The sequence below is a fragment of the Rhizobium sp. S163 genome (genome assembly GCF_030380805.1).
GTDB lineage: Bacteria > Pseudomonadota > Alphaproteobacteria > Rhizobiales > Rhizobiaceae > Rhizobium.
The window spans coordinates 408,909-423,136 of record NZ_JAUDSA010000018.1; the positions used below are offsets into that span (position 1 = coordinate 408,909).

14 protein-coding genes are annotated in these 14,228 nt (G+C 62.7%); 8 read left to right on the forward strand and 6 right to left on the reverse strand.

What is annotated here, in order from left to right; genetic code table 11:
* The first annotated feature begins 50 nt into the window (after positions 1-50).
* From pyrC to QTL96_RS17595, 3 genes are all read left to right on the forward strand, one after another.
* Positions 51-1,091, forward strand: a complete 1,041-nt coding sequence (gene pyrC, locus QTL96_RS17585; RefSeq protein WP_113196567.1) for a dihydroorotase — start codon at positions 51-53, stop codon at positions 1,089-1,091.
* 182 nt (positions 1,092-1,273) lie between these two features.
* Complete coding sequence (locus QTL96_RS17590) at positions 1,274-2,452, forward strand: GGDEF domain-containing protein (RefSeq protein ID WP_289728586.1); 1,179 nt, start codon at positions 1,274-1,276, stop codon at positions 2,450-2,452.
* A gap of 188 nt (positions 2,453-2,640) precedes the next feature.
* On the forward strand, positions 2,641-3,183 hold the full coding sequence (locus QTL96_RS17595) for a glyoxalase superfamily protein (protein ID WP_289728587.1): 543 nt from the start codon (positions 2,641-2,643) through the stop codon (positions 3,181-3,183).
* Between the two features lie 44 nt (positions 3,184-3,227).
* On the opposite strand, the gene QTL96_RS17600 is transcribed toward QTL96_RS17595, so the two are convergent.
* Both QTL96_RS17600 and QTL96_RS17605 read right to left on the reverse strand, forming a co-directional pair.
* Complete coding sequence (locus QTL96_RS17600) at positions 3,228-4,499, reverse strand: MgtC/SapB family protein (protein ID WP_289729140.1); 1,272 nt, start codon at positions 4,497-4,499, stop codon at positions 3,228-3,230.
* Between the two features lie 89 nt (positions 4,500-4,588).
* On the reverse strand, positions 4,589-5,071 hold the full coding sequence (locus tag QTL96_RS17605; protein ID WP_289728588.1) for an anthrone oxygenase family protein: 483 nt from the start codon (positions 5,069-5,071) through the stop codon (positions 4,589-4,591).
* Positions 5,072-5,186: 115 nt separating this feature from the next.
* Here QTL96_RS17605 and QTL96_RS17610 point away from each other — a divergent pair, with 115 nt between their 5' ends.
* Entirely contained in the window at positions 5,187-5,843 is a 657-nt protein-coding gene (locus QTL96_RS17610) for a TetR family transcriptional regulator (RefSeq protein ID WP_289728589.1), read from the forward strand.
* On the opposite strand, the gene QTL96_RS17615 is transcribed toward QTL96_RS17610, so the two are convergent.
* On the reverse strand, positions 5,844-6,746 hold the full coding sequence (locus QTL96_RS17615) for a GGDEF domain-containing protein (RefSeq protein ID WP_289728590.1): 903 nt from the start codon (positions 6,744-6,746) through the stop codon (positions 5,844-5,846). It lies immediately after the preceding gene.
* Between the two features lie 421 nt (positions 6,747-7,167).
* Between QTL96_RS17615 and QTL96_RS17620 the strand changes: the two genes are divergently transcribed.
* Both QTL96_RS17620 and QTL96_RS17625 read left to right on the forward strand, forming a co-directional pair.
* The gene (locus QTL96_RS17620) at positions 7,168-7,857 is read left to right on the forward strand and encodes an orotate phosphoribosyltransferase (RefSeq protein ID WP_047507167.1); all 690 of its coding nucleotides are present in this window, start codon (positions 7,168-7,170) and stop codon (positions 7,855-7,857) included.
* Positions 7,858-7,948: 91 nt separating this feature from the next.
* Entirely contained in the window at positions 7,949-8,875 is a 927-nt protein-coding gene (locus QTL96_RS17625) for a carbohydrate kinase (protein WP_289728591.1), read from the forward strand.
* Between the two features lie 4 nt (positions 8,876-8,879).
* Here the strand turns inward: QTL96_RS17625 and QTL96_RS17630 are convergent, their stop codons facing one another.
* Together QTL96_RS17630 and QTL96_RS17635 are read right to left on the reverse strand one after the other, a co-directional pair.
* On the reverse strand, positions 8,880-9,674 hold the full coding sequence (locus QTL96_RS17630) for an alpha/beta hydrolase (protein ID WP_289728592.1): 795 nt from the start codon (positions 9,672-9,674) through the stop codon (positions 8,880-8,882).
* Between the two features lie 89 nt (positions 9,675-9,763).
* Entirely contained in the window at positions 9,764-11,194 is a 1,431-nt protein-coding gene (locus QTL96_RS17635) for a PLP-dependent aminotransferase family protein (RefSeq protein WP_289728593.1), read from the reverse strand.
* 89 nt (positions 11,195-11,283) lie between these two features.
* Between QTL96_RS17635 and QTL96_RS17640 the strand changes: the two genes are divergently transcribed.
* Together QTL96_RS17640 and QTL96_RS17645 are read left to right on the forward strand one after the other, a co-directional pair.
* The gene (locus QTL96_RS17640; RefSeq protein ID WP_289728594.1) at positions 11,284-12,147 is read left to right on the forward strand and encodes a DMT family transporter; all 864 of its coding nucleotides are present in this window, start codon (positions 11,284-11,286) and stop codon (positions 12,145-12,147) included.
* Between the two features lie 96 nt (positions 12,148-12,243).
* A complete protein-coding gene (locus tag QTL96_RS17645; RefSeq protein ID WP_181459210.1) occupies positions 12,244-12,387 on the forward strand; it encodes a hypothetical protein in 144 nt (47 codons plus the stop codon).
* A gap of 112 nt (positions 12,388-12,499) precedes the next feature.
* Here QTL96_RS17645 and pgi read toward each other — a convergent pair whose 3' ends face one another.
* Complete coding sequence (gene pgi, locus QTL96_RS17650) at positions 12,500-14,125, reverse strand: glucose-6-phosphate isomerase (protein WP_289728595.1); 1,626 nt, start codon at positions 14,123-14,125, stop codon at positions 12,500-12,502.
* Between the last annotated feature and the right edge of the window lie 103 nt (positions 14,126-14,228).

The window sequence follows — 14,228 nt, forward strand, 5'->3', positions numbered from 1 at the left end:
GTAATTCCCAAGGCTGAGCCCTAAAGCGCAGCCTTGCCGGAGTTACAGTCATGCAATCGATCACCATCCGCCGCCCCGATGATTGGCATCTTCACCTGCGTGACGGCGCCATGCTGGAAGGCGTGATTGCCGATTCAAGCCGCGACTTCGCCCGCGCCATCATCATGCCGAACCTGGTGCCGCCGGTCGTCACGACAGCGGATGCCGAGGCCTATCGCGGCCGCATCATGGCCGCCTTGCCGAAAGGCGACCGGTTCGAACCGCTGATGACGCTCTATCTGACCGAGCACACCGATCCCGACGATGTCGAGAAGGGCAAGGCCAGCGGCCTGATCACCGCCGTCAAGCTCTACCCCGCCGGCGCCACCACCAATTCGCATGGCGGCGTACGCGATATCGACAAGGCCATGCCGGTGCTGGAACGTATGGCCAAGATCGGCCTTCCGCTTTGCGTCCATGGTGAAGTCACGACATCGGACGTCGATATCTTCGATCGCGAAGCCGTCTTCATCGAAACCGTGCTCGACCCATTGCGCAAGCGCCTGCCGGAACTGAAGGTGACGATGGAGCATGTGACGACGAAGGACGGCATCGACTACATCAAGTCGGCCGAGCGCAACCTCGCAGGCTCGATCACCACCCACCACCTGATCATCAACCGCAACGCCATCCTCGTCGGCGGCATTCGCCCGCATTATTACTGCCTGCCGGTCGCCAAGCGCGAACACCATCGTGTCGCGCTGCGCCAGGCCGCCACCAGCGGCGACGCCCGTTTCTTCCTCGGCACCGATTCCGCGCCGCATGTCGATCCGCTCAAGGAATGCGGCTGCGGTTGCGCCGGCATCTATACGTCGATCAACACGATGAGCTGCCTCGCTCACGTCTTCGAACAGGACAATGCCCTCGACAAACTGGAAGCCTTCGCCTCGCTGAACGGCCCGGCCTGGTATGGCCTTCCGATAAACGAAGAAGTAATAACGCTGGTGAAGCGCGCCGAGCCCGTGTCGTTCCCGGCCAAGATCGAGACCGGCGCGGGTCCCGTCACGGTATTCGACCCCATGTTCCCGCTTCATTGGGATGTCGAGCGCTAACGGCGCTCGTAAACCCATCATTTTTTACTGGAAGGAGAATGCGTATCCGCGGGGATATGTTATTGCGCTAACATCTAAGCTTTAAATACATGTTTTTTTAACGAAATTGATAACACATTCGCTGTCGGCCGAATTCCATTTTCTTAAAACGAAAGCGTGGCAGAAGCCGCGGAGCTCAAAGCATGACGCTTGACTATAATTCATTGCTGACCGCGTTGGCGGTCTCGGCGACTTGTCTCGCCATTACTTTGCTGGCGAGCTGGATTGCCCGGCGGACCGAAACATTTCTGCTGGCCTGCGGCGTCGGCCTGATCCTGATCGTCAGCGGCATCTTTGCCTATGGCATCTATGTCGATAAGCCGAACGCGATCGTCGCTGTTGTCTGCTTCGCGCTGCTCTTTCCCGGCTTCGCGACCGTCTGGGGCGCGGGATGCCAGTTCCGGACAGGAACATTGCCACACGCGCGCGTTGCTGCCTTCGGCGCCGTGGCGGTGGTGGCGACCTCATTGCCGATGTTGCTCGGCTATGACGGCCTGTCCTTCATCATCGACAATATCGCCATCGCATCCTTCCTCTTCGCCACCGCCTATCAATACTGGCGGGCGCGTGCCGAGGCGATCGTTCCACTCACGGGCATCACCAGTCTCTACTGCCTGACAGGCTTTTCCTTCGTCCTCTGCGCCGCCGTGCTGATCTATCAGGGCAAGCTTGTGCTGGGTGCTGCACCCAACAACTGGTCGGAGGATTTGAGCCTCGCCGTCTGCATCGCCAGCATGACCGGTATCGGCGCGCTGTCGCTTGCCCTGCACCAATGGCGCATGGCCGCCCTCCACCGCATCGATGCTGCTACCGATCCACTGACCGGCCTGCTCAACCGCCGCGCTCTGTTCGATCGCCACGGCGCCGGCGTCATGGGCCCGACCACGGCCGTGCTGGTTTTTGACATCGACCACTTCAAATCGATCAACGACAACTTCGGTCACGACGTCGGTGACCGCGTGCTGAAGGTCTTCGCAGCCGAATTGACCGCGAGCTGCAGGCTGAGCGACACGGTTGCCCGCCTCGGCGGTGAAGAGTTCGCGATGGTCTTGCACGAGGTCATGCCAGGCCGCGCCGAGGTCGTCGCCGAGCGCATCCGCAAGGCCTTCGAGGGGCGCGAGCTCGATATCGACGGCCAGGTCTGCAAATGCACCGTCAGCGTCGGCGTCGCCTCCGGCCGCACCAAGCCGCTGCCATTCGACGCCATGCTGACCGCCGCCGACAAGGCGCTCTACGCCGCCAAGCGCGCCGGCCGCAACCGCGTCGAGCTTGCCAGCCACCTGCAGGCAGTCCCCACGGACACGGCCCGCACCGCCTCTTGATCGTCGGCGGTTCCCCTCGTATGGTCGGGTTGGCCGGATGCAGCCAGCCGCCCCGCGGTGCGAAAGCACGATGGTGAATGCATCCACGCATATCCTTCACATCCCTTGCCGTTTGGCGATTGATGGCGAACGGGTCAGCAGACGCGGGCACTGATCGTCCTGTTCGCCGCCAACGAAGGGAATGCACCATGCGTGATTTTCGCGATGCGAAACTGATGGCCAAGGCATTGCGCCAGGCACTTGCCGACCGCGATGTCGATCTCTCTCACAGCGAGACGCTGGAGATCGTCGCCCGCCAGTTCGGCTTTGAACAATGGAACATCCTGTCTGCGAAACTTGAGCAGACAACGGCGTCGCCGCGCGCGGTCGCTATAGAGCCGCCAATCCCGATCTTCCGTATCTTCGACGTCGACAAGGCCAAGGAGTTCTATTGCGGCTTTCTGGGATTCGCGCTCGATTGGGAGCACCGCTTTGGCGAGCATTTCCCGCTCTATTGCCAAGTCTCGCGAAGCGGCATGATCCTACACCTTAGCGAGCACTCGGGAGACGCCAGCCCCGGCGCCAGGGCCTTCGTCCCAGTGAAAGGCGTTCGCGCCTATCAGGCGGAGCTCACAGCCAAGGATTATCGTTACATGAAGCCGGGGCTTCAGGAAGCGCCGTGGGGATTGGAGATGGAGGTCATCGATCCCTTCAACAATCGCGTTACGTTCTGCGAGCGCAACGACGGATAAAAGCCGGCAGGGTCTGCGGCGGTGTGCTGGGTAAGTGTGCCGCCTCAGACTGCCCAGAGGCCGCGCGTCGAGAGATAGCCGATCGCGCCGAAGAGGATGGCGACCGCTGAGGCGAGGCCCAGCGTCACGGCATATTCGCGGCGGCCCGCCGTAAAGGCGAGCGCGACCTTGGTGACCATGTTGACGAAAACGGCGATCAACGTGACGTCCGCCGCCGTAGTGGCGGTGATCGCCGAGCCGACAAGGCGCACGGTCGAGAGCGTGATCGCATCCACATCGACAAGGCCCGAAATGGCGGCGACGGCATAAAGCGCCGAGGCGCCGACATACTCGGTCGCCATCTTCGAGACGAGGCTAATCAGGCCGAGCAGCAGCGCAAAGGAAATCACCGTCTTGAGTTCGAACGGATTGGTGAGCCCGATCTCCGGCGCCTGCGTGCTCGACCCCGAGCGCCAGGCCAGAAACAGGCTGGTCGCCAGGAAGCCGATGATGGCGGGGACGAGCGCCGATGAGAGCGGCGCCAGCATGCTGAGCGACAGGGCGCTCGCGATGACGAGAACGCGCGCGAAGGAAAGCGCGCCGGCAATCGCCGCACCCGCCGCCAGATGCCGCGCCCCTTGCGGCGCTTCCATCGAATAGCGCGCGAAGGACAGCGTCAGCGCGGTGGAAGAGACAAGCCCGCCGGCCGCACCTGCAAGCAGGATCCCGCGGCTCGATCCCATCAGTCGTATCGCCACATAGCCGGCAAAGGAGAGCGCCGCGATGGTGATGGTCAAGAGCCAGAGCGCGTAGGGATTGAGCGCGCCCCAGGGATCGAGCGGCTTGTCGGGCAGCAGCGGCAGCGCGATCACGGTCATGGCGAGCAGCATCAGCGCTGATCGCAGTTCCACCCAGGTCAGCCCCTGCAGGAAGCCGTGAAGACTGGTGCGGGCCGCGAGCACGACGGTCACCACAACCGCGCCGGCTCCCGCCGTGATGAGATCGCCAAGTGTGGCGAGCATGCCGAGCGCGAAGACGCAAAGGGCAGCGATGATCGAGGTGATGCCGTAATCCTTGTCCTCGATCGCCTCCTGCCACTTCCCGGCGATATAGACGACGCCGAGAAGCACCGCGATCGTGGCCGGGAAGAACGGGCCGGTTAGCGGCTGCAACGTGCCGACAATGCCGCCGAGAAAGCCGGTGAGGCCGAACGTCCGAAGCCCGGCGGTGCGTCCGCCGACGCGCACGTCGCGCTCGGTCCAGCCCCGCTCGACGCCGACGAGCAGACCGATGGCAAGGGCCACGCCGAGACGGCGGAAGACTTCGATATGTTCCATGTCCTGCACGATATCGCCGCCGCGCCGCTAAGCAAGCGCAAACATCTGAAACCATTGGCGCATTAGCGATACAGGCGCCGATTTCGCCATCAGATCAGCATCAGTGCCCGGACGAACGCGGCCGATGCCAGAAGCGACGCCACGGTCCTCACATGGTTCCACCACGTCCAGTCGCGAAGGTAGCCCTGCCACAGCGCCGATGCCTCGGGGCCGTTGCCTGAAACCTGCCCCAGCGCATCGTTCATCGGCACGTTGAAGATGATCGTCGAGGCAAAGGAGGCGAGGATGTAGATGACGGCGCCGGCGAGCATCCAGAGGCTCGCCCCCTCCCGCCAGCTCATCACCGCGAGCACGCCGATCAACAGGCAGAGAATGGCCGTCGGCACGAACAGCATCATGAAGGGGGAGCGCAGGATGGTGACGTTGATCGAGTTCATCGCCGCGATCCCTTGTTCCGTCGAGATGCGCGAAAACGCCGGCATCACGAAGGTCGAGAACGCGAAGAATGTGCCGGCGACGAGCCCGCTGCCGATCGCGGCGGCGACAAGCGCCAATACGAGAATGATTGCCATGCCGATGACCTCCCATTTTGGCTGCCAAGCCAAAAGTCAATAACAGAGAAATTCTCTCATTTGCAAAATGAGATAAACTCTCTTATTTCTGCTGTCAACCGGAACGGAGTGTTAGATGGCGGACGAAACGGCGGCGGGATCGCGAATAAAGGCGGGCGCCACAAGGCAGCCCCGGCGTATCCCCCGTCAGCAGAGAGGCCGCGAGCGCTTCGAGAAGATATTGGCCGTAGCCACGCAACTGATCCAGGCGAAGGGAAGCGATGCGCTGAAGATGAGCGAAATCGTCGAAAAGTCCGATCTCTCCTTCGGCGCTCTCTACCAGTATTTCCCGGATCGAAGCTCGATCTTCGCAACGCTGGCCGAGCGCTTCAACGAGGAGGGCCGCGCCTGCGTGATCGCGGCGCTTGCGGAAGCGACGGATGCCGCAACGCTGCGTTTGGCGCTGTGCCGGATCGCCGACGAGTACCACGCCTTCTTCCGCAGCGAGCCCGTCATGCGTGACATATGGTTCGCCACGCAGGCGGATCGGCTGCTGCAGGAAATCGATGCCGACGATATGGAGTTTCACGCCCAGGCGCTGCTCGCGGTGCTGGAGCAGGTCTATCCGGATCGCCCGAAGGCGGCCTTGCTCGCGCTCGCCAGGCTCGTCATGCAGCTGCTGGCAGCGGCGGTCAGATATGCCGCCGCGTTGAACGAGGAAGAGGGGCGGGCAGCAATCGCGCTCTACAAGAAGATGCTGCCCGCCGATATCGGCGAATTGGTAGCGGAGTGATCAGGCACGGATCTTTGCGTCCCTGATCGACAAGGAGACCGCCGAACGAACCATGTTGCGGCCTCCGTTCTTGGCGGCATAGAGCTCCCGGTCCGCCGCCGTCAGCATGGATTTCAGCGTTTCGCTGGCGGGATCGCCGCGATAGACGCCGAAGCTTGCCGTCACGCGCTTGGCCGGCAGCGGGCCGACGGACTTGCTTTCGAACTGCATGCGCAGCCTGTTGGCGATGTTGACCGCGGCATCGATATCCGTGCGCGGCAGGACCAGGCAGAACTCCTCGCCGCCGATGCGCGCTGCAATGTCATAGGGCCGCAGATTGTGTTGGATCGTGGCGCCGGCCATGACGAGCACCTGGTCGCCGACATCGTGACCGAACTGGTCGTTGATCGACTTGAAGTGATCGAGATCGAAGACCACGACGGAGATCGGCGTGCGCTCGCGCGCGGCGCGGGCAATCTCCAGCGCCCCGATATCCTTCAGCCAGCGGCGGTTGCCGAGACCGGTCAGGACGTCCGTTGTCGCCTGGCGGCGCAATTGCGCCAGCGTTGCGTCGAGTTCCTTGATCAGGATCGAGATCCCGTTGGTGACGATCCCGACCTCGTCCTTGCGCTTGCTGCGCACCGACTTGACGACGCCGGTGGAGCGGTAGGTCTCGACCACGCCGGCGATCTGGTGCAGCGGCCGGATGAACGCCCAGACGCAGGCCAGGCAAAAGGCAGTGCCGATCAGCGTTGCTCCCAGCACCAGGATAAGCACAGGCATCGCCTCGCTCCGAAAGCCGGTGACGAGATAGACGACGAGCGCCAGCAGCGGCACGTGCGTCGAGACAAAGCAAATGGAGAAGATCTTGAGGGTCAGCGATTGGTTGAACTGCTGAAGCGGTGTGAACCTCGTGAGGCGCATTCTGGACTCCTTCATGGTGTCTTTGGGCGCTGGGAAAATGGCGCGGGAAGTTTCACCCCGTTGTTAACGAAATCATTCAAATTTGAATGTCTTTAGGGCCGCCGGGCATTAGACACAGTGCAAGTGCCTGCCGAACAATACGTATGACGAATGTCTAAAATTATGAATGGGTTGTGGAAATTTAAGTTGTCCGCAAAAGAAATACCATCAAGGGTTTTTGCGACCCGGCGCGCCTCACGCTTTTGGTGAATCACCGCGTCCTGACACAACGAAATTAACAGAGCGAGAAGCGGCACCAACGGCAACGTAAGCGCGTGCAAATGCCATTCTTGCGTTTGAGCCGCTCGCGTTCTGGAAACTTGCCCCACTTGCTGCTATTGGCCCATAAGTTTGAGCACAAGATCGAGGCAAGGAGAGAACGATGATCCAGGCAACATTCACAGACCGCAAAGTCATGGCCGAACTGGTGGCCAAGATGCTCTGGGAGATCAAGGCCGTTCACTTCAATGCCACCCAGCCCTACAAGTTCGCCTCCGGCATGGCGAGCCCCGTCTATATCGACTGCCGCAAGCTTCTCTCCTTCCCGCGCATCCGCTCGACAGTGATGGATTTCGCCGCCAGCGTCGTGCTGCGCGAGGCGGGCTTCGAGAAGTTCGACTGCATCGCCGGCGGCGAAACGGCGGGCATTCCCTTCGCGGCGCTCCTTGCCGATCGCCTCAGCCTGCCGATGATCTATGTCCGCAAGCAGCCGAAGGGCCACGGCCGCAACGCCCAGATCGAAGGCAACATGCCCGAGGGTTCGCGCGTACTCGTCATCGAGGACCTGACGACGGCGGGCGGCAGCATGTTCAAGTTCATCGATGCGGTGCGCGACGCCGGCGGCATCGTCGATCATGGCATCGCGCTCTTCTATTACGGCATCTTCGACGAGGGCGCGCTGCGCTTTGCCGATGGCAAGGTTAAGCTGCATTACATCGCCACTTGGCGCGATGTTCTGGCCGTCGCCAAGGAGCAGCAGCTGTTCGATCAGAACACCTTGAACGAGGTGGAATCCTTCCTCGATGCGCCGCTCGCATGGTCCGGCCGCAACGGCGGTATTTCATCACTTTGAGTGAATAATTGCTCACGGCGCTTTGCTTTTGCCACGAAGTTATCTAATCCAGTTGGGCATCGACAGATCGTAATGCCCTTGGGAGACGGACATGATTTTGTGCTGTGGAGAAGCGTTGATCGACATGCTGCCGCGGGAGACGACGCTCGGCGAAAAGGGCTTCGCGCCCTATGCCGGCGGTGCCATCTTCAACACGGCGATCGCGCTCGGGCGCCTGGGCATCCAGACGTCTTTCTTCACCGGTCTCGCCGACGACATGATGGGCGAAATCCTCTGCGATACGCTGAAGGCGAGCAATGTCGACTTCAGCCTCTGCGCCATCGCGCAGCGCCCTTCGACGCTCGCCTTCGTCAAGCTGGTCAACGGCCAGGCGACCTACGCCTTTTATGACGAAGGCACCGCCGGCCGCATGATCACCACCGACGACCTGCCTGTCCTCGGCGACGATTGCGAGGCGCTGCACTTCGGCGCCATCAGCCTGATCCCCAGCCCGTGCGGCGAAACCTACGAGGCGCTGCTAGACCGCGAGGCGGCCAAGCGCGTCATCTCGCTCGACCCGAACATCCGCCCCGGCTTCATCAAGGACAAGCAGGCGCACATGGCGCGCATCAAGCGCATGGCCGCCAAGTCCGATATCCTGAAGTTCTCCGACGAGGACCTGGAGTGGTTCGGCATGGACGGCAACCATGACGATCTCGCCGCCCATTGGCTGCAGCACGGCGCCAAGCTCGTCGTCATCACCAAGGGCGCCGAGGGCGCGACGGGCTACACCAGCGAACGCAAGGTCACCGTTCCCAGCCAGCGCGTCACCGTGGTCGATACCGTCGGCGCCGGCGATACCTTTGATGCCGGCGTTCTCGCCTCGCTGAAGATGGATGGCCTGCTCACCAAGGCGCAGGTCGCCTCGCTCGACGAAAAGGCGCTGCAGAACGCGCTCTCGCTCGGCGCCAAGGCCGCCGCCGTCACCGTCTCCCGCGCCGGCGCCAACCCGCCATGGGCCAACGAGATCGGCCTTTAGAGCCTCATGGTAACTGATCGAGGAAGCCTAACACGGTCCGATTGAAGTCATCGGGCCGCTGTAGCGGCGCGAAGTGGCTGACGCCCTCGAGCGAAACGAAGGTCGCGCCGGGAATGCTACGCACCAGATGCGCCGCATGCTCCGGCTTGATGAACTCGTCCTTGTCGCCAAGAACCACCGCCACCGGCACACGGATGCGGTTCAGATCGGCGGCCGAATAATTAGGTTCGGTCGACATCATCAGGCTCACATTCTCGACAAAGCGGTCGAACTGATCGGGCGTCGGCGAAAGCGCCTCGTAATCCATCCGATGCCTATTGAAGCAGCGGTCGATGACAGGCGTCGGCACGAAAGGCTTTACGCCCGACGGGTCCATGCTGCAGGCGAAGAAGAACACGCCGTTCACGCGTTGCGGATGCTTATCGGCGAGAATGAGCGCCGTGCACGCCCCATCGCTCCAGCCCACAAGCGCGGCCTTCTCGATCTCCAGATGATCCATCACGGCAAGCACGTCGGATGCCATCAGCTCGTAGGTGTATGGCTTGCCGTCCCGCGTGCTGCGGCCGTGCCCACGGCTGTCGATCACCACCACGCGCCGGCCTGATCGCAACAGCGCCGGCACCTGATAGCCCCAGTTGCCGCTATTCCCGAGCCCGCCATGCAGCAGGATCACAGCCGGCCCGGAGCCATAGGCGCTGTACCAGATATCGGCGCCATCATGCGTGACCACGCCGTCGTCACCGTCAGGCAAGGCCTCCGCTCCCTGCGCTGCAAATCGCTCGAGTTCGTCGTCTGTCATATCAGTCCTCCCAATTCCTCATTCTCTCTAGACGGATGACGCGGCCCCATCTCGACACCTCCAGCGCAATAATCACCGCGCCGCCCGAACTAAGCCTTACCTCGCGCCGCCCACATGGCCTCGCGAAGTACTTCGAAGACCTTAGGGTCTTCCGTCTGCGAAACATTGAACCGCATAAAATCCGTCGCCGTCTGCGACAGGCTGAAGGCGTTGCCCGGCGCCAGCACCACATCCCGCTCCAGCGCCGCGCGCGCCACATCGGCGGCGTCGATACCGTCAGGCAACCGGCACCAGAGGAACATCCCCGCCTGCGGCTCGAGCCAGGGCACGATGCCGAGGGTCTTGAGCTTGCCCGAGACATCGAACATCGTCTTCGATAGCCGGCTACGCAGTGTCTCGATATGCTTGCGATAGCTGCCGTCGCTGAGCACGCTCAAGACCAACTGCGCCGCATGCCGCCCGCCGCCGAACGAGGTGGCGATCTTCAGATCCGTCAGCCCGCCGATCCACTCCGGCTTGGCGGCGATGAAGCCGCAGCGTGCCGAGGCCGACAGCGTCTTCGAGAAACTGCCGATATGGATGACGCGGTCCAGCCCGTCGAAAGCGGCAAGGCGTGGCGCCGTGGTATGCTCGAAATCGGCGAAGATATCATCCTCGATGATCGTCAGGTCGAACTGTTCGGCGATCTTCAGCACCCGATGCGCCGTTACCGGCGAGAGGATCGCGCCGGTCGGGTTATGCAGCGCCGAATTGGTCACGTAGAGCTTCGGTCGATGCTCGGCCACCGTGCGGGCGAAGACCTCGATATCCGGGCCGGAAGGCGTATAGGGCACGCTGACGATCTTGGCGCGGTGCGCCCGAAGCAAGGCGTGGAAATTGAAGTAGCAGGGATCGTCGACCATCACGGTGTCGCCGGGCTCGATCAGGAAGCGGCAGAGAAGGTCGATCGCCTGAATGCCTGATTCCGTGAGGATGATCTGGTCGGGCGAGGCGCCGATCCCCTTGTCGGCCATCCGCCGCGCGATCAGCTGCCTGAGCGGCGGTAATCCGAGCGGCGATCCATAGGCGAGCAGCACCGGCCCATCGGCCCGCGCCAGCGCCCGCAGGCCGCGGCGAACGCCGTCTTCCGGCAGCCAGGCCGGCGGCAGCCAGCCGCAGCCGGGCTTCAGCCCGATATCCCCCGCCTCCAGCGACTGCCGCGACACCCAGAAGGGATCGATTTCCCGATCGAGCCGTGGCCCGACCTCCGACAGCGCAAAGGGCGCCGCTTGGTTGGCGACGTAAAAGCCGGAGCCCGGCCGCGACAGGATCGCGCCCTCGGCAACCAGCCGCTCATAGGCCTCGACGACCGTCGAGGTGGAAATCTTTAGCGACCCCGCGAGCGCCCGCACCGAAGGCAGCTTCGCCCCCGCCGTCAGGCTGCGGACTGCGATGCGCTGCCTGATGGTGTTCATCACCATCGCCACGCGGGTCGTACCAATGATCACGTTATCGGCCATCCGTACTGCTCTCCGATGCATAACAGTTTGGCGAAACCGTACCATACCGTCTCTGGCATGGCCACGCCGCCAGGGATCATAAGATGGCATTGATCGTGAAGGAGTGTGCCATGGACCGCACGGCGGCCGGTTGGTTGAATGGTTTTATCGGTGTCTTGATCTTCAGCGGCTCGCTGCCCGCGACGCGCATGGCGGTGATGGGGTTCGATCCCGTCTTCCTGACCGTCGCCCGCGCGGCGATCGCCGGGTTGATCGCGCTGGCGCTGCTCGTGCTGTTTCGCGAGAGGCGGCCGGCGGCGAGCGATCTTCTGTCGCTTGTTATCGTCGCCGTCGGCGTCGTCATCGGCTTCCCGTTGCTGACGGCGCTGGCGCTCACCCACATCACCTCGGCCCACTCCATCGTCTTCATCGGCCTGCTGCCGCTCTCCACCGCGATCTTCGGCGTCATCAGGGGCGGCGAGCGGCCGCAGCCGGCCTTCTGGATCTTCTCCTGCGTGGGGAGCGCGCTGGTCGCAGGCTTTGCCCTGTCGCAGGGCGTGACCGCAGCCCCGTTCGGCGATCTCCTGATGCTCGCCGCCATCATCGCTTGTGGGCTCGGCTATGCCGAGGGCGCCAAGCTGTCGCGCAGGCTCGGCGGCTGGCAGGTCATCTCCTGGGCGCTGGTTATCTCGCTGCCCGTCATGCTCGCCCTTGCGCTCTTCAATCTGCCGCCGTCCTTTGCGGCGATCGAAACGCCGGCCTGGGCAGGCCTCGTCTATGTCTCGCTGTTCAGCATGCTGATCGGCTTCTTCTTCTGGTATCGCGGCCTCGCGCAGGGCGGCATTGCCGGTGTCGGCCAGTTGCAGTTGCTGCAGCCCTTCTTCGGTCTGCTCCTGGCGGCAACGCTGCTGCATGAGCAGGTGAGCCCGATCATGCTCGTCGTCACCATCGCCATCGTCGGCTGCGTCGCTGGCGCCAAGAAGTTCGCTCGGTAGGCGCTTGCAGGTGAGAATGGGTTTGCATTTTGCCGCATAAGCGCGCCTGCTGGTTGGCGTCACATCCTTTGATGTGGCCAAACCAGGGAGCTTGAAATGGCAAAGGGTCAACTCCGCGGCACGCGTGAAGCGCGCAAGCCGAAAAAAGACAAGTCCGCTCCAGCAGTCGCCTCGCAGCCGGGCTCGCAAGTCAAGCAGGCCGCGAGCACCGTACCATCAGGCAAGGGCGCCAGGCCCTGACCGCCACCAGGGGGTGGTCCTGAGGGCAGTCATCTCAGCCAAATAGAAAACGCTCCCGCGGCGGCCACCAGGGGAGCGTGTGTAGTACGTTGCGCGCGTTAGGTTGCGCTCTTTACTTTGCGAGCTTCGCCAGCTCGGCAACAAGGCCCTGCGTCGACGAATCGTGGCCGGCAGCGCTTTCCTTGCCTTCGATGACAGGCAGCAGGCCGGTCGCCAGTTCCTTGCCGAGCTCCACGCCCCACTGGTCGAACGAGTTGATGCGGAACAGAACGCCTTCGACAAAGACGCGGTGCTCATAGAGCGCAACGAGGCGGCCGAAGGCGAACGGCGTCAGCTTGTCATAGACGAAGGTGATCGACGGGCGGTTGCCGGTGAACACGCGGTGCGGCGCGATGAAATCGGCCTGCTTGTCGTCCATGCCCTTGTCGGTCAGCTGCTTCTTGGCTTCCTCGAAGGTGCGGCCCTTCATCAACGCTTCCGACTGCGCGATGCAGTTTGCCATCAAAAGCTGATGCTGGTGGCGCAGCTCCGGCTCGAAGCCGTTGGCGGCGATCATGAATTCGGCCGGGATCACGCTCGTGCCCTGGTGGATCAGCTGGTAGAAGGCGTGCTGGCCGTTGGTGCCGGGCTCGCCCCAGACGACAGGACCGGAATTGCCCTCGACCGGCGTGCCGTCGATGGTGACGCCCTTGCCGTTCGATTCCATGTCGAGCTGCTGCAGATAGGCCGGGAAGCGCGACAGGCGCTGGTCGTAGGGGAGGATCGCGCGGGTGGCGTAGCCGAGAACGTTGCGATTGTAGAAGCCGATGAGGCCGAGCAGGATCGGCAGGTTCTTGGCGATCGGCGCGGTGCGGAAATGGTTGTCGATCGAGTGCGCGCCATCCAGGAACTTGCCGAAGTTCTCAGGACCAACGGCGATCATCAGCGGCAGGCCGATGGCCGACCAGATCGAGTAGCGACCGCCGACCCAATCCCAGAAGCCGAACACGCGCTCGCTCTCGATGCCGAAGGCGGCAACCTTGTCGAGCGCGGTCGAAACGGCTGCGAAGTGATGTTGAACGGCGGCTTCGCCGAGCGCATCCGCAACGAACTTGCGCGCCGTCTGGGCGTTCGTCATCGTCTCGATGGTGGTGAAGGTCTTGGACGCTACGATGAAGAGCGTCGTTTCCGGCTGCACCAGCTTCAGGATGTCGGCGATATGCGCGCCGTCGATGTTGGAAACGAAGTGCGCGCGCGGGCCATCATGGAAAGGTGCCAGCGCCAGCGTCGCCATGACGGGGCCGAGGTCGGAGCCGCCGATGCCGATGTTGATGACGTCGGTGATCTTCTTGCCGGTCGCGCCCTTCAGCGCGCCCGAGCGAATGCCGTCGGCGAATTTGCCCATGGCAGCGAGCACGCCGTTGACGTCAGGCATCACGTCCTTGCCGTCGACGATTACAGGGGTGTTCGAACGGTTGCGCAGCGCTGTGTGCAGCACGGCGCGGTTTTCGGTGAAGTTGATCGCCTTGCCCGAGAACATCTCGTCGCGCTTGGCCTCGACACCGCCGGTTTCGGCGAGCTTGACCAGAAGGGCCAGCACTTCGTCGTTCACGGCGGTCTTCGAGAAATCCATCAGGAGGTCGTCGAGCGAGGCGGTGAAGCGCGAAAAGCGTTTCGGATCGGCCGCGAAGGCAGCACGGATATCGGTGGCCTTGGTGGCAGCCGCGGTGCTTTTCAGTTGGTCGACGATGGCATTCATGGGAGGCTCCTTTGCAGGGCGTGAGGGTCGCGGAAACTATTCGCTTTACCGGGTGCAAATCAAGTTATGTCTGAAACTATTCATAAAAAGGGTGCGCACGTCG